This is a genomic window from Pseudomonas sp. B611 (assembly GCF_055407965.1).
Genome location: NZ_JBUZST010000004.1, coordinates 357,405 through 376,280, shown reverse-complemented (window position 1 = coordinate 376,280; position 18,876 = coordinate 357,405). Strand labels below are relative to the sequence as shown.

20 protein-coding genes and 1 pseudogene are annotated in these 18,876 nt (G+C 61.0%); 3 read left to right on the top strand and 18 right to left on the bottom strand.

Translation table 11 applies throughout. The features are described 5' to 3' along the window. Positions 1–90: 90 nt before the first annotated feature. The 12 genes and pseudogenes from ACZRMO_RS12415 to ubiE all read right to left on the bottom strand — a co-directional run bounded on the left by ACZRMO_RS12415 (position 91) and on the right by ubiE (position 10,265). The gene (locus ACZRMO_RS12415) at positions 91–1,998 is read right to left on the bottom strand and encodes a methyl-accepting chemotaxis protein (protein WP_463973042.1); all 1,908 of its coding nucleotides are present in this window, start codon (positions 1,996–1,998) and stop codon (positions 91–93) included. 106 nt (positions 1,999–2,104) lie between these two features. Then, positions 2,105–2,809 (bottom strand): methyl-accepting chemotaxis protein, encoded by a 705-nt coding sequence (locus tag ACZRMO_RS12410; RefSeq protein ID WP_463973084.1) that lies wholly within the window; start codon positions 2,807–2,809, stop codon positions 2,105–2,107. A 201-nt stretch (positions 2,810–3,010) separates the two neighbouring features. Beyond that, a pseudogene (locus ACZRMO_RS12405) lies at positions 3,011–3,931 on the bottom strand (methyl-accepting chemotaxis protein); the annotation flags it as partial. A 353-nt stretch (positions 3,932–4,284) separates the two neighbouring features. Further along, positions 4,285–4,992, bottom strand: a complete 708-nt coding sequence (locus tag ACZRMO_RS12400) for a 16S rRNA (uracil(1498)-N(3))-methyltransferase (RefSeq protein ID WP_463973041.1) — start codon at positions 4,990–4,992, stop codon at positions 4,285–4,287. After that, positions 4,989–5,780 carry a twin-arginine translocase subunit TatC gene (gene tatC, locus ACZRMO_RS12395; RefSeq protein ID WP_124525432.1) on the bottom strand — a complete coding sequence of 264 codons (792 nt, stop codon included), beginning with the start codon at positions 5,778–5,780 and terminating at the stop codon, positions 4,989–4,991. Before tatC ends, ACZRMO_RS12400 begins: the two co-directional genes overlap by 4 nt. Continuing rightward, the gene (tatB, locus tag ACZRMO_RS12390) at positions 5,777–6,187 is read right to left on the bottom strand and encodes a Sec-independent protein translocase protein TatB (RefSeq protein WP_124525433.1); all 411 of its coding nucleotides are present in this window, start codon (positions 6,185–6,187) and stop codon (positions 5,777–5,779) included. Before tatB ends, tatC begins: the two co-directional genes overlap by 4 nt. Positions 6,188–6,197: 10 nt before the next feature. Further along, positions 6,198–6,476, bottom strand: a complete 279-nt coding sequence (locus tag ACZRMO_RS12385) for a twin-arginine translocase TatA/TatE family subunit (protein WP_017738835.1) — start codon at positions 6,474–6,476, stop codon at positions 6,198–6,200. Between the two features lie 25 nt (positions 6,477–6,501). Next, positions 6,502–6,834, bottom strand: coding sequence for a phosphoribosyl-ATP diphosphatase (locus tag ACZRMO_RS12380; protein WP_058423691.1), 333 nt, complete (start codon positions 6,832–6,834; stop codon positions 6,502–6,504). 2 nt (positions 6,835–6,836) lie between these two features. Beyond that, positions 6,837–7,229: a phosphoribosyl-AMP cyclohydrolase gene (gene hisI, locus ACZRMO_RS12375; RefSeq protein WP_012721796.1), complete on the bottom strand. Its 393-nt coding sequence runs from the start codon at positions 7,227–7,229 to the stop codon at positions 6,837–6,839. 41 nt (positions 7,230–7,270) lie between these two features. Further along, positions 7,271–8,875 carry a ubiquinone biosynthesis regulatory protein kinase UbiB gene (ubiB, locus tag ACZRMO_RS12370; protein WP_463973040.1) on the bottom strand — a complete coding sequence of 535 codons (1,605 nt, stop codon included), beginning with the start codon at positions 8,873–8,875 and terminating at the stop codon, positions 7,271–7,273. Then, on the bottom strand, positions 8,872–9,495 hold the full coding sequence (locus ACZRMO_RS12365) for a ubiquinone biosynthesis accessory factor UbiJ (protein WP_017738838.1): 624 nt from the start codon (positions 9,493–9,495) through the stop codon (positions 8,872–8,874). The genes ubiB and ACZRMO_RS12365 overlap by 4 nt, the downstream gene beginning before the upstream one ends. Then, positions 9,495–10,265, bottom strand: coding sequence for a bifunctional demethylmenaquinone methyltransferase/2-methoxy-6-polyprenyl-1,4-benzoquinol methylase UbiE (gene ubiE, locus ACZRMO_RS12360; protein ID WP_017738839.1), 771 nt, complete (start codon positions 10,263–10,265; stop codon positions 9,495–9,497). Before ubiE ends, ACZRMO_RS12365 begins: the two co-directional genes overlap by 1 nt. Before the next feature lie 144 nt (positions 10,266–10,409). Here ubiE and ACZRMO_RS12355 point away from each other — a divergent pair, with 144 nt between their 5' ends. The 3 genes from ACZRMO_RS12355 to ACZRMO_RS12345 all read left to right on the top strand — a co-directional run bounded on the left by ACZRMO_RS12355 (position 10,410) and on the right by ACZRMO_RS12345 (position 12,187). Further along, entirely contained in the window at positions 10,410–10,685 is a 276-nt protein-coding gene (locus tag ACZRMO_RS12355) for a polyhydroxyalkanoic acid system family protein (RefSeq protein WP_124525435.1), read from the top strand. 104 nt (positions 10,686–10,789) lie between these two features. Beyond that, positions 10,790–11,212 carry a phasin family protein gene (locus tag ACZRMO_RS12350; protein ID WP_124525436.1) on the top strand — a complete coding sequence of 141 codons (423 nt, stop codon included), beginning with the start codon at positions 10,790–10,792 and terminating at the stop codon, positions 11,210–11,212. Positions 11,213–11,224: 12 nt separating this feature from the next. Next, positions 11,225–12,187 carry a phasin family protein gene (locus ACZRMO_RS12345; protein WP_463973039.1) on the top strand — a complete coding sequence of 321 codons (963 nt, stop codon included), beginning with the start codon at positions 11,225–11,227 and terminating at the stop codon, positions 12,185–12,187. A 71-nt stretch (positions 12,188–12,258) separates the two neighbouring features. Here the strand turns inward: ACZRMO_RS12345 and ACZRMO_RS12340 are convergent, their stop codons facing one another. From ACZRMO_RS12340 to ACZRMO_RS12315, 6 genes are all read right to left on the bottom strand, one after another. Continuing rightward, entirely contained in the window at positions 12,259–12,774 is a 516-nt protein-coding gene (locus ACZRMO_RS12340) for a fimbrial protein (protein WP_463973038.1), read from the bottom strand. Positions 12,775–12,792: 18 nt separating this feature from the next. Further along, a complete protein-coding gene (locus tag ACZRMO_RS12335) occupies positions 12,793–13,731 on the bottom strand; it encodes a fimbrial protein (RefSeq protein WP_463973037.1) in 939 nt (312 codons plus the stop codon). A 2-nt stretch (positions 13,732–13,733) separates the two neighbouring features. Beyond that, positions 13,734–16,328, bottom strand: a complete 2,595-nt coding sequence (locus ACZRMO_RS12330; RefSeq protein WP_463973036.1) for a fimbria/pilus outer membrane usher protein — start codon at positions 16,326–16,328, stop codon at positions 13,734–13,736. Positions 16,329–16,467: 139 nt separating this feature from the next. Further along, a complete protein-coding gene (locus tag ACZRMO_RS12325) occupies positions 16,468–17,235 on the bottom strand; it encodes a fimbrial biogenesis chaperone (RefSeq protein ID WP_463973035.1) in 768 nt (255 codons plus the stop codon). Between the two features lie 8 nt (positions 17,236–17,243). Then, entirely contained in the window at positions 17,244–18,020 is a 777-nt protein-coding gene (locus ACZRMO_RS12320) for a fimbrial biogenesis chaperone (RefSeq protein ID WP_463973034.1), read from the bottom strand. Between the two features lie 94 nt (positions 18,021–18,114). Next, the gene (locus ACZRMO_RS12315; RefSeq protein WP_463973033.1) at positions 18,115–18,696 is read right to left on the bottom strand and encodes a fimbrial protein; all 582 of its coding nucleotides are present in this window, start codon (positions 18,694–18,696) and stop codon (positions 18,115–18,117) included. Positions 18,697–18,876 lie beyond the last annotated feature (180 nt).

Sequence of the window (18,876 nt, the reverse complement as noted above, 5' to 3'; positions counted from 1 at the left end):
TAAGGCCACCGCGATTTTTCAGATAACGCGCGGTGCCAGGTCTTGGGGCTGCTTCGCACCCCAGCGCGAGCAAGCTCGCTCGCCACAAGGTCAGAACCTGAACTTGCCCACCAGCGCCTGCAAGTCCACGCTCAATCGCGTCAGCTGAACACTCGCCGCCGCCGTCTCTTCACTGGCGGCGGCGGTTTGTTCGGACACATCGCGTACCTTCAACACACTGCGATTGATCTCTTCGGCCACCGCGCTTTGCTCCTCGGCGGCGGCGGCGATCTGCGGGTTCATTTCCTGGATGATCGACACGGTGCGGGCGATCTCGGCCAGTGCGTCGCCGGCATCGCGGGTCAGACTGACGCTGTTGTCGGTCAGGTTGCGACTGCTGTCCAGGCGGCTGGCGACCTGCCGCGTGCCGTTGTGCAGGCGCTGGATCAGGCCTTCGATTTCCTCGGCGGATTCCTGGGTGCGTTGGGCCAGGCTGCGAACCTCGTCGGCCACCACGGCGAAGCCTTCACCAGCCCTGCCGGCACGTGCCGCCTCGATGGCGGCGTTCAGGGCCAGCAGGTTGGTTTGCTGGGACACCGACTTGATCACATCCAATACGCTGCCGATCTGCTCACTCTCTTGCTGCAACGCCGCCATCGCCTGGCTGGACAGCGCCATTTCGTTGGCCAGCTGGCCGATCTGGTCAACTGCCCGCGCGACTACCTTGTCGCCAGCATCGGCCTGGCGGTCCGCCTCGGTGGCGGCGACGGAGGCCTGTTCCGCATGCCGCGCAACTTCCTGGGCCGTGGCGAGCATTTCATTCATGGCGGTGGCGACCTGATCGGTTTCGTCTTTTTGCTTGTTGATCCCGTCGCGGGTCTGCTCAGTGACGCTGGATAGCTGCGTCGCTGCACTGGCGATCTGCCGGGCGCTGTCGCCGATACCGCTGATCAGGGTGCGCAGGTTGCCGGTCATTTGCCCGATGCTCTGTTGCAGCCTGCCCAGTTCGTCGCGGCGCTCTACGTGGATGTCGTGGCTCAGGTCGCCCTTGGCGATACGATTGGCCGCCGCCAGCGTTTCGCGCAGGGGCACGGCAATCTGCCGGGCGATCCACCAGGCCGCCAGGGCGCCCAGCAGCAGGGCGGCGGCGGTCACGCTGATGAGCAGCGTGCGGGTGTGTTCGGCTTCCGTTTCGCGTTTCACCATCTGGCTCTGGCTGAGCAGATTGCTGTGTTCCAGCAGCTCGTCGAGTTGGTGTTCAAAGCGGTTCTGCACGGCTTCCGTGGTGAGCTGGATCTCCTTGAGTTTGAGCAGCTGTTCGCGGTAATTGGCCAGGTCGGTCTTGAGCAGTGCGGCGTCTACCGGCAGTTGGGTGACTGCGGCCTGTGCGGCCTCCAGGGCGGCGAGTGACTGGCTGACCTCATCGGCATAGGCATCCAGCGAGGACGCTGCCCAGGCAGGGCTCTGGGCGCGGTCTTCGGCCTGTTCCATGGCTTGGCGCAGTTTCTCGATGGCGTCCAAGGCGTTCTGGTCGTTCTGGTCAGGCAATTCGCTAGCGACCTGGGCGAGCGTGTCGCTGGCCTGGAGGCTGATTTTCTTCAGCGGGCCACGGCTGCCTTCGCGCTGCTGGATCAGCGGGGGCAGTTCGGCAAGGGCACTCTTGAACCCCTCGACCAGGCGCAGACTGTCCTGCACGGGTTGCAGGTCTGCCGGGTCCTTGAGGTGGCTGGAGAGGTAAGCGAGGTGCTGTTCGACCTTGTCGACCCGGGCAGCGACTTTGCCCAAGCTGGCAGAGTCCGTCAGGGTGCGATACACGATACGGTCCGCGCGCATGCCCTCGGCGACAGTTGCCAATTGCCCCAGGGCCGTCAAGTTGCTTGAGCGAAACAGCACGGCATTCAAGGCTTGCCAGCCGGTCACAGCGATGGCGAGGCTAAGTATCAGGACTTGCCCGAAACCCAGGGCAAGCTTCAGGCGGACATTGACGTTGTCCAGCAAACGGGTCAGCCGAGGAAACATGATTAACCTCCGAATCTGAAAAAGCGTTTCGTAACAAGACAAACGCTAATTCGATTCGGAGTGATGCCGGGCTGATAACTACGTAGGAAATTTCACAAATGGTTGGTTAGGTGCGGAAGCGTCCGACTAAGGTTTGTAGGTAAATACCCAGGCGAGCCAGCTCGGCACTGGACGCGGCGGTCTCTTCGCTGGCCGACGAGGTCTGCTCCGACACATCCCGTACGTTCAGCACGCTGCGGTTGATCTCTTCGGCCACGGCGCTCTGTTGCTCGGCGGCGGTGGCGATCTGCGAGTTCATCGCCTGGATCGTCGAGACGGTGCGGGTGATATTGCCCAGTGCGGCGCCAGCGCGGCGGGTCAGCTCGACACTGCTGTCGGTGAGGCCGCGGCTGTTGTCCATGATGGTCGCCACTTGTTGGGTGCCGTTTTGCAGGCCGACGATCAGTTCTTCGATTTCTTCGGTGGACTTCTGCGTGCGCTGGGCCAGGCTGCGCACTTCATCGGCCACCACCGCGAAGCCACGGCCGGCCTCACCGGCGCGGGCGGCTTCGATCGCGGCGTTGAGGGCCAGCAGGTTGGTTTGCTGGGCCACGGACTTGATCACATCGAGGACGCTGCCGATCTTGTCGCTTTCGCGTTTCAGATCGCCCATGGCCAGGGTGGAGTTACCGACTTCGGTGGCCAGGCGTTCGATCTGGGCGATGGCTTCACCGACCACCTTGTCGCCTTCGCGCGCTTGCTGGTCCGCAGCGACGGCGGCTTCGGAAGCTTCCTCGGCGTTGCGCGCCACTTCCTGCACGGTGGCGGCCATTTCATTCATGGCGGTGGCGACCTGGTCGGTCTCGACTTTCTGGCTGTTGACCCCGGCGCTGGTTTGTTCGGTCACGGCCGACAGTTGCTCGGCGGCGCTGGCGATCTGAGTGACGCCGTCGCTGATGCCGCCGATCAACTCACGCAGGCCCACGGTCATGCTTTGCATGGCACGTTGTAGTTGGCCCAGTTCGTCCTGGCGTGCGGAGTCGAGGTTGTGACTCAGGTCGCCGGAGGCCACGCGCTCGGCGACTTTGAGGGTCTGGTTCAACGGGATGATGATCTGGCGGGTGATGGCCCACGCGGCGATCAGGCCGAAGACCAGCGCGAGCACAGTGGCCAGCGCCAACAGTTGCTTGGCTTGTGCGGCATCGGTGTCACGCACCACGGTTTGCGACACAGTGAGTTTTTTGCTGCGGTCGAGCAGGATGTCGCCCTGCTCGGCCATGATTTTCATCGCCGCGGCGGTGGCCACCTGGGAGTCGCGGTACTGGCTGACAGCCGCGCGGTAGGCTTGCAGCGAAACGCTGGCCTGTTGCAGGTTGGTCGAATATTGATCAGGGATTTGCCCGTTCAGGCTGGTGATTTTCTTCAGGGCGTTGTCGATGGCATCCAGTGCAGGCTGCTCGGCTTCGACCTTGCCGCTGTAGGTGTAGCCGCGCACCTGGAAGCGCGCCTGTTGAATCAGCTTGCTCAGGTCCACCACGCTGTTGAACTGGCTGACGCTGTCGCCTTGCAGCAGGGCTTTCTCGATCTCGCCGACCTTGGCCACCGCGTTGTCGGCGGTGTCGCCCAGCTTGCTGCGCGCGTTTTCACGGTTGGCAGCGGCCTGGACCATGGCCTCGAAGGCGCGGCGGTATTGATCGACGGCGACCAGTTGGTCGTCCACCAGGAGGTTGTCGGCGGGCTGATCGATCAGGCTGTCAGCGGTTTTCAGGCCAGCTTCCAGTTGCACCAACAGCGCGTTGACGGCTGCGGGGCCTTGTTCGCCACGGCGCATTTCGTAGTCCAGGCGCGCCAGGCGCAGGTCCTTGGTCAGCTCATTGACGCTGGAGATAAAGCCCAGCTTGTCACCTCGGCTGATCACGCCGCTCAGGCCGCTCCAGCCGGTGAAGGTGATCATGAGTGTGAGCAGTAATACCAGGCCAAAACCTACACCCAGCTTGGATTTGACGCTGACATTCCCCAGCTTTTCGGCTAACCAACGATACATGCTGCGAACTCCCCTGGAACAAGGCTTGGACTTATTCAGAGCTTATCGGCAGCGTAGGGCTGATCTGTAGGATCTAGGTCAAATGTTGGGGTGATGTACTCAGTTTCCCGACTTGGCACAGATCAAAAATGTGGGAGCTGGCTTGCCTGCGATGGCGGAGTATCAGCAGTAAGTGTGCAAGCTGACCGACCGCTATCGCAGGCAAGCCAGCTCCCACACAAGCCAGTTCCCACATGGAGACTGCGGTGTTGTTTGGGGTTGGGTTAGAACAGGCGGGCGAGCAGGGCAGTAACGGCGGTTTCAACCCGCAGGATGCGCGCGCCCAACTGCACCGGTTGCAGGCCAGCCTTGGCCAGCAGGTCCACCTCGTAGGGAATCCAGCCACCTTCCGGGCCAATGGCCAGGGTCACCGGCTCATCCAGCCCGCGCGGGCACGACGGGTAATCACCGGGATGGCCGATCAGGCCCAGGGTGCCTTCAGCCATGGCCGGCAGGCGGTCTTCGACGAACGGCTTGAAGCGCTTCTCGATAATGATCTCGGGCAGCACCGTGTCCCGCGCCTGTTCCAGGCCGAGGATCAGTTGCTCGCGAATCGCCTCGGGCTCCAGGAACGGCGTCTGCCAGAAGCTTTTTTCCACGCGATAACTGTTGAGCAGCACGACCTTGGGCACGCCCATGGCCGCCACGGTTTGCAGGACTCGGCGCAGCATTTTCGGGCGGGGCAGGGCCAGCAGCAAAGTCAGCGGTAGTTTTGCCGGGGGCGGCAGGTCGAAGCTGACTTGCAACTCTGCTTCGCTGGCCTCCAGGCGCAGCAATTGGGCATTGCCCATCAGCCCGCCGATACGGCCGACGCGCAGGCTGTCGCCTACAGCGGCGCGGTGGACTTCCTGCATGTGCACCAGGCGCCGGTCGCGCAGCACCACACGGTCGGCCGCGATGAAGTCGGCCTCCTCAAGCAGCAGCAGGTTCACGGCTGGGTCGCTGGCGGCTGGTCGTCGTCGGCAGGCTGGTCATCCGGGTGTTCGCCACGCTTGCTGATCAAGCCGCTGAACAGGATGCCGATCTCGAACAGCATCCACATCGGCACGGCCAGCAGGGTCTGGGAGAAGATATCCGGCGGCGTGAGGATCATGCCGACTACAAAGCAGCCGATGATCACGTACGGGCGGATCTTCTTCAGGTACGCCACGTTGACCACGCCGATCCACACCAGCAGCACCACGGCCACGGGGATTTCGAAGGCCACGCCAAAGGCGAAGAACAGCGTCATCACGAAGTCGAGGTAGCTGGTGATGTCAGTCATCATTTCCACACCGGCCGGGGTGGCGGCGGCGAAGAATTTGAAGATCAGCGGGAACACCAGGAAGTAGGCGAACGCCATGCCGGTGTAGAACAGGCAGATGCTCGACACCAGCAACGGCACCGCGATGCGCTTCTCATGCTTGTACAGGCCCGGTGCGATAAAGCCCCAGATCTGATGCAGGATCACCGGGATCGCGAGGAACAGCGAGACCATCATCGTCAGTTTCAACGGCGTGAGGAACGGCGACGACACGTCGGTGGCGATCATCGTCGCGCCGGCCGGCAGGTACTGGCGCAGTGGCGTGGAGACGAAGGTGTAGATCTGCTGGGTAAAGGCGAACAACCCGGCAAAGATGATGAAGATCGCCGCTACGCAACGCAGCAGGCGGGTACGCAGCTCGGTGAGGTGCGAGACCAGCGGCATATGCTGGTCGTTTTCCGGTTTATCAGCGCTCATGGGGCTCGCGGCGGCAATGTAGGGTCATGGGGAGCAGGCGCCGCGACGGGCGCCGGTGCTGGCTCGGTGGGCGCAACGGGCGTGGCTTCGGCAGCGGGTGCGGCGGGTGCAGGCGCGATGCTGTGTTCGGCCACAGGCTCGACCGGCTTGGCCGGCTCCTGGACCGGCGAGAGGATCTTGCGGGCCTCTTGCTCCAGCGACAGGATGTGTTCGTTGTGCAGTTGCCGGCGGATCTCGTCGGCGCCGATTTCCCGTTCAACTTCCTGTTTGATCGCGTTGAAACTGCGTTTCAGGCGCCCGATCCACAGGCCGGCCGTGCGTGCGGCACCGGGCAGGCGTTCCGGCCCCAGTACCAGCAGGGCCACGAGGCCGACGAGCAGCAGTTCAGAGAAGCTGATACCAAACATTAGTCAGTGCTCACGAGTCTTTGCGGGTCGGCTCTTCGACTTTCTCAGCCTGCACGTCGAAGGTACGACGCTCGGTGATCGGCTGGGCGGCCTGCGGGTGTACAGGCTGCGCCGGTGGCACTGGGTTGGCGGCCGGGTCGGCAGGTTTTTCGTCGTCGTTCATGGCTTTGCGAAAGCCCTTGATCGATTCGCCGACGTCAGTACCGAGGTTCTTGAGTTTCTTGGTGCCGAATACCAATACCACCACCACCAGAATGACGATCCAGTGTTTCCAGTCAAAAATACCCATGCTGCAAATCCTCAGTAAAAGTTATTCAGGCGGACGGGCGCGATGCCTTTTCGGCATGCCCGGACAAGCCGAAGCGACGGTCCAGTTCATCCAGCACGGCCTGTGGGTGCTGCCCCAGTTGGGCGAGCATGACCAGGCTATGGAACCACAGGTCGGCGGTCTCGTAGATGACATCGCTGTAATCGCCGCTGAGCTGCGCGTCCTTGGCGGCGATGATCGTCTCGATGGACTCTTCGCCGAGTTTTTCCAGAATCTTGTTCAGGCCCTTGTGGTACAGGCTGGCGACATAGGAGCTGTCGGCGTCCGCGCCTTTGCGGTCTTCCAGCACCTGGGCCACGCGGTTCAGGGTATCGCTCATGTCTAGTGTCCTGCGGAATAGATGGCGTGCGGGTCTTTGAGCACCGGTTCGACAACCTTCCACTCGCCGTTCTCGAACACGCGGTAGAAGCAGCTGTGACGGCCGGTGTGGCAGGCGATATCGCCGATCTGCTCGACCTTGAGGATCACCACGTCGGCGTCGCAGTCGATGCGCATCTCGTGCAGGGTCTGCACGTGCCCGGACTCTTCGCCCTTGCGCCACAGTTTGCCACGCGAACGTGACCAGTAAATGGCGCGCTGCTCAGTGGCAGTGAGGCTCAGGGCCTCGCGGTTCATCCAGGCCATCATCAGCACGCGCCCGGTCTTGTAGTCCTGGGCAATGGCCGGCACCAGGCCGTCACTGTCCCACTTGATCTCGTCCAGCCAGTCTTTCATGTTCGGCTCCGGCAATTTGCGACAGTGTATAACCGGATCGGCTATCGACGCACGATCAGATAAACACCCACGGCGACCATGATGCCAGCCGGCCAGTAGCCCAGCGCATTCAACGGCCCACCGAGGGCGAGCACGATACCGCCGGTCAGGTGCGCGGCGCCGAGCAGGCGCAGGAACCAGTCGTCCTTGCGTGTGTGCCACGGCGGCGCGGGGTCTTTGGCGTGGGGCTGGGACATGCGCTCCAGCAGGTCGCGGGTCATGTTGGCCAGGTGCGGCAGTTGCTCGACCTGGCTGTGCAGGTTGCCCAGCAGGGTTTTCGGGCTGACCCGCTCGCGCATCCAGCGTTCGAGGAACGGCTGGGCGGTGTTCCACAGGTCGAGGTCCGGGTACAGCTGGCGGCCCAGGCCTTCGATGTTCAGCAGGGTCTTTTGCAGCAGCACCAACTGCGGCTGCACTTCCATATTGAAGCGCCGCGCGGTCTGGAACAGGCGCATCAGCACCTGGCCGAAGGAAATATCTTTTAACGGTTTTTCGAAGATCGGCTCGCACACCGTGCGGATCGCCGCTTCGAATTCATTCAGCTTGGTCTCGGCCGGCACCCAGCCGGAATCGATGTGCAACTGCGCCACGCGGCGGTAGTCGCGCTTGAAGAAGGCGAACAGGTTGCGCGCCAGGTAGTCCTGGTCCTGCGGCGTGAGGCTGCCGACGATGCCGCAGTCGATCGCGATGTATTGCGGGCTCCACGGGTTGACGGTGCTGACGAAGATGTTGCCCGGGTGCATGTCGGCGTGGAAGAAGCTGTCGCGGAACACCTGGGTGAAGAAGATCTCCACGCCACGCTCGGCGAGCATCTTCATGTCGGTGCGTTGGTCGGCCAGGGTCGCGAGGTCGGTGACCTGTACGCCGTAGATGCGCTCCATCACCAGCACTTTCGGGCGGCACCAGTCCCAATACACTTGCGGCACGTACAGCAGCTCTGAGCCTTCGAAGTTGCGCCTGAGCTGGCTGGCGTTGGCCGCTTCGCGCAGCAGGTCGAGTTCGTCGTAGATGGTTTTTTCGTAGTCGGCGACCACGTCCACCGGGTGCAGCAAGCGTGCATCGGCGCTGAAACGCTCTGCGGCGCGGGCGAGGATGAACAGCCACGCCAGGTCCTGGCCGATGATCGGCTTGAGGCCCGGGCGAATGACCTTTACCACCACTTCTTCGCCGCTCTTGAGCTGCGCCGCGTGTACTTGCGCCACGGAGGCCGACGCCAGTGGCTCGACGTCGAAGCGGCTGAACACCTCGCTGATCTTCTGGCCCAGCTGTTCTTCGATCAGCTTCATCGACTGCTGGGAGTCGAACGGCGGCACGCGGTCTTGCAGCAGCATCAGCTCGTCGGCGATGTCTTCGGGCAGCAGGTCGCGGCGGGTCGAGAGGATCTGCCCGAACTTGATAAAGATCGGCCCCAGGTCCTGCAACGCCAGGCGCAGGCGCGCACCACGGCTCAACTCCAGCTTTTTGCGCGGGAACCAGCGCCACGGCAGCACATAGCGCACGGCCAGCAGGAACCACGGCAGTGGTAGGGCGAACAGCAGGTCATCGAGTTGGTAGCGGATTACGACGCGCTGGATACGAAACAAACGGCGGACGGCGAGCAGCTTCATGCGTTATCGCTTGGATCAAGGGAACGGCTCAGGCGCTCGAAGCGCGCCTCAAGGCGTTCCAGGTCGATTTTGGCCTTGTCGAGTTCACGAAAGCGCGCTTGCGCTTCCCGTTCTCCGACCAGGGTGCGCGATTCTTCGCTCAGGTATTCGGCAAGGTTCTGGTTGAGGCTGGCGAACCCTTGCTGGTACCAGCGCGAACGGCTGCGCAGGTGCCCGCTGATCAACTGGGTGGCCACGGGGCCGATCCAGCGTGACAGCTCATATTCCCAGTCCAGTTCCAGGTCTTGCAGTACAGCGGCCAGGTCCATCAGCACTGAACTGTCGCCTTCCAGCTCCACTTCGGCGCTGTGCAGGATCGCCGTCTTGTTGCGGCTCAAGGCCAGGTGCAACAGGCTCGACGCCGGCGCACGCAGGGTGCAGTCGGCCTCGGCAGCCCAGGTGCTGGCGAGCAGCAGGCCTTCATCGCTGGGCAGGATAAACAGCTGCAAGGCGGGGCTGCGGCAATCGACGGCAATCACCTTGCCAGTCAAGTGCGCAAGCCGCGCCAGGGCGGTGCTGTCCAGGCGCAGGACACGGTTGAGGCCGTGTTCGACGCTGGCGAGAAGGCCCTGGAAGAGCATCAGGGCTTGATGCCGCGGTGCAGGGCAACGATGCCGGAGGTCATGTTGTGGTAGGTCACGCGGTCGAAACCGGCCTCTACCATCATCGACTTCAGGGTCTCCTGGTCGGGGTGCATGCGGATCGATTCGGCCAGGTAGCGGTAGCTTTCGGCGTCATTGGTGATCAGCTTGCCCATCAACGGCATGAAGGCGAAGGAATAGGTGTCGTAGACCTTGGACATGATCGCGTTGGTCGGCTTGGAGAACTCCAGCACCAACAGGCGGCCGCCCGGCTTGAGCACACGCAGCATCGAGCGGATCGCGTCCTCTTTATGGGTCACGTTGCGCAGGCCGAAGGCGATGGTCACGCAGTCGAAATGGTTGTCGGGGAACGGCAGCTTTTCAGCGTCGGCCTGGACGAATTCGATATTGCCGGCCACACCCTTGTCGAGCAGGCGGTCACGACCGACCTTGAGCATCGAACCGTTGATGTCTGCCAGTACCACCTGGCCGGTGGGGCCGACGAGCTTGGAGAACTTGGCCGCCAGGTCGCCCGTGCCGCCGGCGATGTCCAGCACGCGGTTGCCGGTGCGCACGCCCGATAGCTCGATGGTGAAGCGCTTCCACAGGCGGTGCATGCCGCCGGAGAGCACGTCGTTCATCAGGTCGTACTTGGCCGCAACGGAGTGGAACACCTCAGCGACTTTTTCCGCCTTTTGGCTTTCCGGGACGTTCTTGAAGCCGAAGTGAGTGGTGGGTTCGGCATCGCTGCCTTTGCGCTGATCAGTCATATCGCTGTCACCAAAAGAGAATGCGGCACATGATAATCCCCAAGGCCTACTTTGTCTTGGCAAGGCTGAAGGTAAGATGGGTGGTCACCGAGACCTTTTGCCGCATCGAAGGTATCCAAACCGCTATAAAGAGGAGTCATTGCAATGGCCCGTATTACTGTTGAGCGTGCACATTCCCTGGGTAAAGAAGCCGCGCGGGCAAAGGCCGAGAAGTTGGCGCATAAACTCAAGGAGCAATATGGCCTGGAGCCATCGTGGTCTGGCGATACCTTGAACCTCAAGCGCTCGGGGGTTAAAGGCACGGTACTAGTGGCGGATGATTCGCTGCGTATTGATGTGGAGCTGGGCCTGTTGATGTCGGCCATGAGTGGCACTATCAAGTCCGAAATCGAGAAAGCGTTGGATAAAGCGCTGGCTTGATTGGCGTGTTCTAGGGTGCCGATTCTAATTTTTCCTCCTACTTTGTGCGCAAGCCCTCAACTCCTGCGGGCCGTTCCTCCACCCTATTCTGCGTGAGGTGCACCATGGCCAAAGTTATCTTGAAGAAAAAAGTCGACACCCAGACCACTGCCCTGAGCGACGTTAAAACCTACGCCCGCAAGATCTGGCTGGCAGGTCTTGGTGCCTATGCCAAGGTCGGAAGCGAGGGCAGCGAGTACTTCAAGGAACTCGTTAAGGCAGGTCAACATGTTGAAAGTAAAGGCAAAAAAGTTGCAGTTGAACAACTTGAGGCCGCCAACAGTCAGATTGACCAAGTAAAGAGCAATGTCTCCTCCGTCAAAGGTCTGGTAGAAGTTCAGCTGGATAAAGTTGAAAAAGCTTTTGATACTCGTGTTGCAAGTGCCTTGAATCGAATCGGCATTGCGTCTAAACATGACGTGGAGACACTCTCTGCTAAGCTCGAAGAGCTGACGGCATTGCTCGAACGTGTCGCGCGTAAACACTAAGGAGACATCGGGATGGCTGTTCAAAAGAAACCTCAGAAAGAAGGCAGCTCGTGGGTCGGGAAAGTTGAAGAATATTCCCGCAAGATCTGGCTGGCTGGTTTAGGCGTTTACTCGAAGATCGACAGTGACGGCAGCAAACTCTTCGAGACCTTGGTTAAAGACGGCGAGAAGGCCGAGAAAGTAGCCAATAGCGCAGTGGGTAAAAAAGTCACGGCTGCCAAAGCCACCGCTGGTTCGCGCATCAGTGATGCGAAGAAACAAGTGCTGGGTACTTGGGGTGAGCTCGAAGGGGCTCTGGACAAGCGTCTTAACAGCGCCATTTCGCGCCTGGGCGTGCCGAGCAAAGCTGAAGTCAAGGCGCTGCACAGCAAGGTCGATACCCTGACCAAGCAAATCGAAAAACTCACCGGCGCCAAAGTGGCTCCAGTGAAAACCGCCGCCGCCAAGCCTGCCGCTAAAACGGCGGCTGCCAAACCGGCTGCTAAAACCGCCGCCAAGCCCTTGGTGAAAGCCGCTGCCAAGCCAGCTGCAAAACCTGCGGCCAAGGCGCCGGCAAAAGCCGCAGCTAAACCTGCGGCCAAGCCAGTGGCAAAAACGGCCGCAGCCAAACCGGCCGCCAAATCGGTCGCCAAGCCTGCCGCTAAACCGGTAGCTGCGAAAGCGGCGGCCAAGCCAGCGGCTAAACCTGCTGTCAAAGCGGCTGCCAAACCTGCGGCGAAAACGGCGGCTGCCAAACCTGCTACCAAGCCGGCAGCGGCTAAACCCGCCGCTAAACCCGCAGTGGCCAAGCCAGCAGTCAAGCCTGCGGCGAAAAAACCGGCAGTCGCGAAAAAACCAGCAGCGCCTAAGCCCGCTGTTGTAGCCAAGCCTGCCGCTGCGCCGAGCGTTTCGACCGCCAACTCGGTGTCTGCGCCGACGCCCGCTGCTGCCCCGGCTGCATCGCCGGTAACCCCGACGCCATCCAGTCAGTCCTGATTTTCACGGGACACAAAAAATGCCCGACCTGTAGAGGTCGGGTTTTTTTTGCGTGCAGACCAAGTGGTTGATCAGTTGTAGGTAATGGACACCGTAACGGCGCTGACCAATGTGCCTTGGGTGATCGCTGCCCCGGTTTTGTGATAGGCCGCCTTGAGTGGCACAACCGCCTTTTTGTTAGTCGTGGCAACTGTACGACTGCGTTGTGCATCGCTGCCGTTGGCTGGGATAGTTGCTCCTGATCTCAGCCATACGGCAGTGCCACCTGACGTCCCCGTATTTTTAAACAGCAGCGCATTGCCTGTGTCGGCGGTACCCGCGAATTTGAAAATCACATTTTTAATGTCTGATTCGCAGTCAGCGGAAATGTCGAAATCGTACTCCCCCGCATAGACAGCCGAGTCAAAGTCGGAAATCTTGACAGTCGGCAGAGTGATTGTGCGGTTCACATCTCCAGCAGCCAGGTTGCAGGTCCCTGCGTTGACCTGGCCTTTAAAGTTCAAGGTTCCGGTAGTTGCGGCCTGTACAGCGTTGGCGGCCAAGCTTGCAGTGATTGCCGCCAGCAGGGTAATGACTCGGGCGTTCATTGATACTCCTCAAGGGGTTTAGTTGTAAGTGATATTGACGGTGACGGTACTGGCGAGCGTGCCTTGGCTGACCGTACCGTTTTTGTGATAAGCCGCACTGAGCGGGACTACTGCGCGATTGCCCGAAACGGCCAAGGTGCGCGAGCCGTTGTTACTGATGGTCTGGGGTACGCCATTGATGCGTGAGTAGAGCCACAGTGCTACTCCGCCAGCGCTGCCTGCATTGGCGAAGAGCACTGTGTTTCCTGGTGCAGGCGTCCCCGTAACGCGGAAGGTGACGTTGGCGGCATTGGTGCAATTGGCGGTCAGGTCGAAGTTTTGTACGCCTGCGTAAACCTGGTCCTTCAAGGCGTTGACCTGTATGTCCGGGAGCGTGATGGTGCGATTGACGTCACCGGCTGCCAGGTCGCAGGTGGCTGCGGGCCTGACAAAACGTACAGGACTGCCGAGTTGTAGGCGGAAACGCTCTGGCGCGATAACCCAGTTCTTTTCCCAGAACATGCCGCTCGGTACTGTCCCGGTGGTCACAGGGCCGATTTTGTAGAAGGTGGCCTCTGCTGACGTGAAGCTGGGGATTTTTCCGTAAACCTGTTGGTAACCTTGGTTGTAAAGTGCGAAGGAGGCTGGTCCTCCGCCGGCCCACATCATCGTAATGGTCAAGCCTATGCCTGGAACCTCGGTGTGGTAGGCCCCCGTAGCCGGGTCTACCAGGCGGGAATATCTTCCAAACACTCCGCTGTGGGTGGCAACGGTGCAATTTGCAAAGTAGGCGGGAGCCGTACCACTGAAGGCTTGGCGAGTGATGACACTCCCGACGGGAAGGCTGTCCGGGACCGTGATGGTCGCGGGCAGGTTCAGCGTGAACGTGTCATTTTGAAACCTGTCGCACCTCGCTTGGGCAGCGATCGGCATGCCCAGTGCAAGTAGTGTCGACGCGAGCAGGATGGGGTACTTCATCTTCATGTCCTGTAGTCAGAAAGAGGTTGTTGGGAGCCGTCGGTGGCAGAGCACGTTCCAGCATCCAGATGGCGTAAATGCGGTGCAGCATCTCCCCCCGGGTCTTGCTGCAGGCCGTATTGCAGGCGGCAAGATGCGTCGTCATTACTGCCCCACTTGACGGTCAGCAGCCCCTGATCCTTCGCAACGCGCACAAACGCCTTGCCGCCCTGGCCAACAATGCCCACGCTGGCGCCATCCTCATCGAACACATCCGAACCGAACGGCAGCGGGCTGCCATCTTCACGCTGTGCAGTGATCAAGAGCGCCTGGCCGCTGACCGTATCGAACTGCAACTTCACCACCGACCCGGCGCGCGGCGCGACGTTTTGTGCGGCGGTTTTGAGCTCCACATCCACGGACAAGTCCTTGGGGTCCAGTTCCACTACGTTTTGGCGGTACGGCGTGAGGTGGGGCACCACGGCGTAACCGCTCTTGCCGACTTGGGCGCCGTGGTTGCCGTTGATCCGTGCGCCTTGTGCGTCAGGGGCCTGGACGATGCCGATCGTGTCGCCCAGTTCCGGGGCGAAGGTCACGCCCCCCGCATGGGCGACGATGCCACCGGTCATGCCCATTGATGTCGCGCGGTAGGTGTTGCTCTGGCCATAACCTGCGGATAGCACGCCATGGCTCGCCTGGTATTTCACGTCGGCGCTTACCGAGTTACCACTGCCCTGGGTCCGGCTGCCCCCAACCCCGTAGGTGAATTCGCTGCGCTCGCCCATCGTGCCGCCGAGGTTCAGGCGTTCGCCGTTGCTTTGATTGCCGCGAAAGGCCGTGGTGGTCAGGGTCGGCGAGCGAGCATCGCTGCCCAGTGGCAAGCTCAGGGTCAGCTCCACTTGCTTGTCGATCCTGTCGCTCAGCAAGTCCTTGGTGCGCTGGGCGCTGAGGGTGTAGTGCACACCTTTCCAGCTGCTGGTGTAACCCGCGGTGAAGGTCAGGTTGCCGCTTGCGCGGTTCCAGTAGTTTTGCGATGAGCCGGTCAGGTACACCGAACCGTTGCCCAGGCTTTGGTTGAGGCTGATGTCCATCCGGTCGCGCAGGCGTGACAGGTTGTCCAGGTTGCGTCCGTCGATGGCGAGGTCGCGAACCCGTGCTGCGTCGGCGATGCTCAGGAAGCCTTCCGTGGAATAACGGTAGGCACCCAGGGCAAAGTGGGTGCCGGTGTCGGTGAAGTTCTTGCTGTAACGCAATTGCAGGCTTTGCCCGTTCCGCGATCCGTGCCCTGGAATGGCCGCCCTTGAGGTGGTCAGGTCAAGCGAAAGCGCCCCCACCGGGGTGTTGAACGCCGCACCCAGCAATTGAGACAGATAGTCTTCCCCGATGACTGCACCGGTGTAGGCGGTCAGCAGGTTGTTCAGGCCGTGCTGGTAAGTCGCCTGCGCCAGGGTAGGGGGATGGCGCAGACCAATTTCATCCAGCACGCCGACACTCAATGAGTACCGGCTGTAGCCCGCACGCAGCAGGTTGGCGTTGGCGGCGAACGGCACGATGAATTCGCGCTGGCGGCCATCGGCTTCAGTCACCGTGACGGTCAAGTCGCCACCGTAGCCGGTCGGAAACAGGTCGTTGAGCACGAATGGGCCGGGTGCCACAGAGACTTCATCCAACAGTACGCCGCGCTGGCGCACGGTGACTCGTGCATTGGTCTCGGCGATGCCGCGCACCACGGGAGCAAAACCGGTCAGGGAATCGGGCAGCATCCGGTCATCGCTGAACAGGCTGGCGCCGCGCAGGCGCACGCTGTCGAACAGTTCGCCCGGGGTGTAGATTTCGCCCAGCATCAATTGTGAGCGCAGCGGGCTCAGTTCGCGCTGTACGTAGGTGCTGCTGCTTTGATAGCCCGAGCCGGTGACTGTCCGGCTGAAGCTGCCGTTGTGGCGCCAGTGCCAGTCACCCAGGTTGAGGCCGGTGTTCAGGCCCAGGTAGTGGGAGTTGATCGAGCGGCCGTTCGTGCGAGTGGCAAAGGTGTTGGCGTTGTAGCGCACGAACGCGGCATCGACCCCGCCGTCCCAATGCTTGGGGTCGACGTAACCGCGGGCTTTGCGTGTCAGGTAGATTTGTGGAACCTGCAGGCTCAGGCGGTTCTCACCTGAATCGAACTGAGCGGTGCTGCCTGGCAGGTAGGTGGACATCTCCTCGCAGCTGGCAAACGCCGGGACGGGCGCGCGGCCAGGTTCGACGGGCTGGTTTTGCGGGGCGTCCAGGTCGATGCCGAACCTGATCAGCGCATCCCGCTCCAGGCACATTTGTGCCGAGTTCTTGCCTTCGACCGCGACGAAGGACAAGGTCTCGCGCCCTATCCACTGGCCGTTGAGGTAGACGTCGGAGCGGTAACTGCCGGGCAAGACAACGTTGCCCTGGCTGAACTTCGAAATATCGACGTGCTGGCCGCCTGCACCATCAGGAAAGAAGGCCGGGTTGAACTCGACATTCTCGACAGCGTGGGCGCCTATGGCACAGGTACCGCTGAGCAGTAACAGGCTGCGTGCGGCAAGTGCGAAACGATAACGTGTCGGAGGCCAGCGTCTTGAGCTGGCGAGCGTGTTCAAACTCATGTTTACCACTTCCAAAAAATAGGTACTGTGTAAATCTGGGCAACAGGGGGCCCTGCCCTGAAAAATGGGCATCAGCCGAACGTGTGCATGACGTGGGTTACGTAGTTGGCAAGCTACGGTGTCAGTCGGGTCTCATCGGTCATGTCGAAACCTTGGTGCTGTGGGAGATGGTTACCCCAAAGTCATCGAGTGTCTGGAACTCGACAGTCGCCGCTTTGCCTGGCGGCGCCTTGAGACTTGGCAACTCAAAACGGTTGCGGCCGCCAGGGGCAACCATGTTCTCGGCGCCTGAGGTGGCAGCCTTGCGTGCATGACGCTGTTGCGCCTCCAGCACTTCGATCTGATCGAACGTCACGTGGTAGGGGGTGGGGTTAAAGACTTCCAACACCTGGCCTTGCGCGCTCGACTCGTGACGCCACTGCAGTTTTCCCGGTGCGGCTTCGACCCCATAGGGCAAGGCTGCCGGGCGGAAAAACAACTTGATCCGGGAGCGGAAGGCCAATTGCAATTGATTGCTCTGCTGGGCGTCCTGCGCCTGAGCGGGAATCTCCAGCAGGTTGAACCAGAACAGGCTCTCCTGTTTCGATGGCAAGTCCTCGCCCGTAAAGGCAAGTCGCACGACCTGCTGCTTGCCTGGCTCCATACGGAAGATCGGCGGTGTGGCGATAAACGGGATTCCGGTCGCGTCTGGCGTTGAGTGTTCGTCGCCGTTGTCCAGCCAAGCCTGGACCAGGACGGGGGCCTGGTTCTTGCTTTCAAGCCGTACCGTGACTTCCTTGTCGTTCTGCGGGTAGATAATCCGCGTGTTGTTGATGACGACGCTGGCATGGGCGGCAACTGTGCTGAACAGCGCGAGTGCCAAGGCGCCGAGCCTGGTTGTCAGGTGTGAAACGAGCGTGGCGTTCATGCAATAGGTCATCTTGCAATTGAAGGAGAAAGGCTGGCCGAGTGGCGCACACGTGCGCCGTAGTCGCTGACGGTGGTGAATTCGACTTTGGGTATGCCACTGGGGCGGTCGCGCAATTGCGGCAGTGCAAACAATTTCACGTCGCCGGCAGGCATCAGCAGGCCATCGTTGGGCTCTTTGTTGGGGGCTTTGCTGAACCGTTTTCCTTCGCTCAGCAGGTCAACCGCCGTGAGGGAAATATGGTAGGGCGTCGGGTTGGTTGCCTGCAGCGCATAGCCTTGCTCCTGGGCCACCAGTTTCCATTGCAGCTTCGCCGGGGCGCTGCCCACTGGATAGGGCAATGCCTTGGGGCGCAGGAACACACGCAAGCGGGTACGGAACGCCAGTTCGATCTGGTTGTTTTGTTCGGCCCCTGCGCTCACCGGGGGGACTTCCAGCACGTTCAACCAGTACAGGCTTTCGCGATCTGTGGGGGACGGGTCGCCCGAGTAGCGCAGGCGCAACGCCTGCTGCTGATAAGGCTCGATGCGAAAGATCGGCGGTGACAGGGTAAACGGTGTTTGTGCGGTCGCTGGTGTCGAACGCACGTCACCCGTATCCAGCCAGGTTTGCACCAGCGCCGGGCGCTCACCTTTGTTTTCCAGGCGCACGACTACCTCTTGTTGCTCGGCCGGGAAGATCACCCGGGTACCATAAATAATCACCCCTGCATGGGCGCTAATCGCGTGTAGCGACAACACCCCGACGGCAAGGGTGGCCAGCGCAAGGCGAGCCATTTTTTTCATAAGGTCGCAGGTCTCTTCGAATCCGGGGTGGGGCCTGCGCAACGGCGGCAGGCCCGTTAGGTGCAAGGCCTGCCGATGCAGGCCAAAGCGCCCCTTAGTCGGCGTACACGACCATAAAGCCGACGCGCGTCTTGACCGTACCTTCGGTCGCCGGTGCTGTGGCGTACATCTGTGCGGCCAATGGGATAACGGCCTGGTTGTCTGCGATCACCACGCCTTCGGATTTTTCGGTGTAGACGTTGATCGGGGAGCCGTTACGGTTAGTGACTTCAACCTGTACGTTCTTGGCGTTGGCGGTGTCGTCAGGGTTGTCGTAGCCGTCGATGTTCAAGCGGCCGGTTGCCACGTCAATCGCCGGGCTGGTGGGGTCGAATGCCACCATTGCGGTGCGGCCGTTGGTGCAGCTGCCTTCGCCGGGTGCGCCGATGCGGATGGTGAAGCCAGTGAGGTTGGCGCGGTCGCCAGGTTTCGCCAGGCGTGCAGCCGAGACACCACCCAGGTTGACGTCCTTGACCACAGCCCCTGTACCCGGTGCCGAACCCTCAATGGTGCAGGTCGTGTCGTTGACCAGTCCGGCGAAGTTGATGGTGCCGTCATTGGCGGCATGGGCGGTTTGCGAGACGGCAGCGGCCAAGGCAATGGCAGCGGCAATGCTGGAGAGAGCGTTGAATTTCATAATATTTCCAATCGTAAATTGTCGGTTTTCTTCCACCGCTTTTGTAAATGCGGAACTTTCAGGTGCATAAGTGGCGGACAACGTAATGTCTCCGGGAACACTAAATTTGCCTATAGAGAAGTAACGATATTGAGGTAGTGATTGTTCGAAATGTTCGATTTCGATTCAAATAAGTTGTAT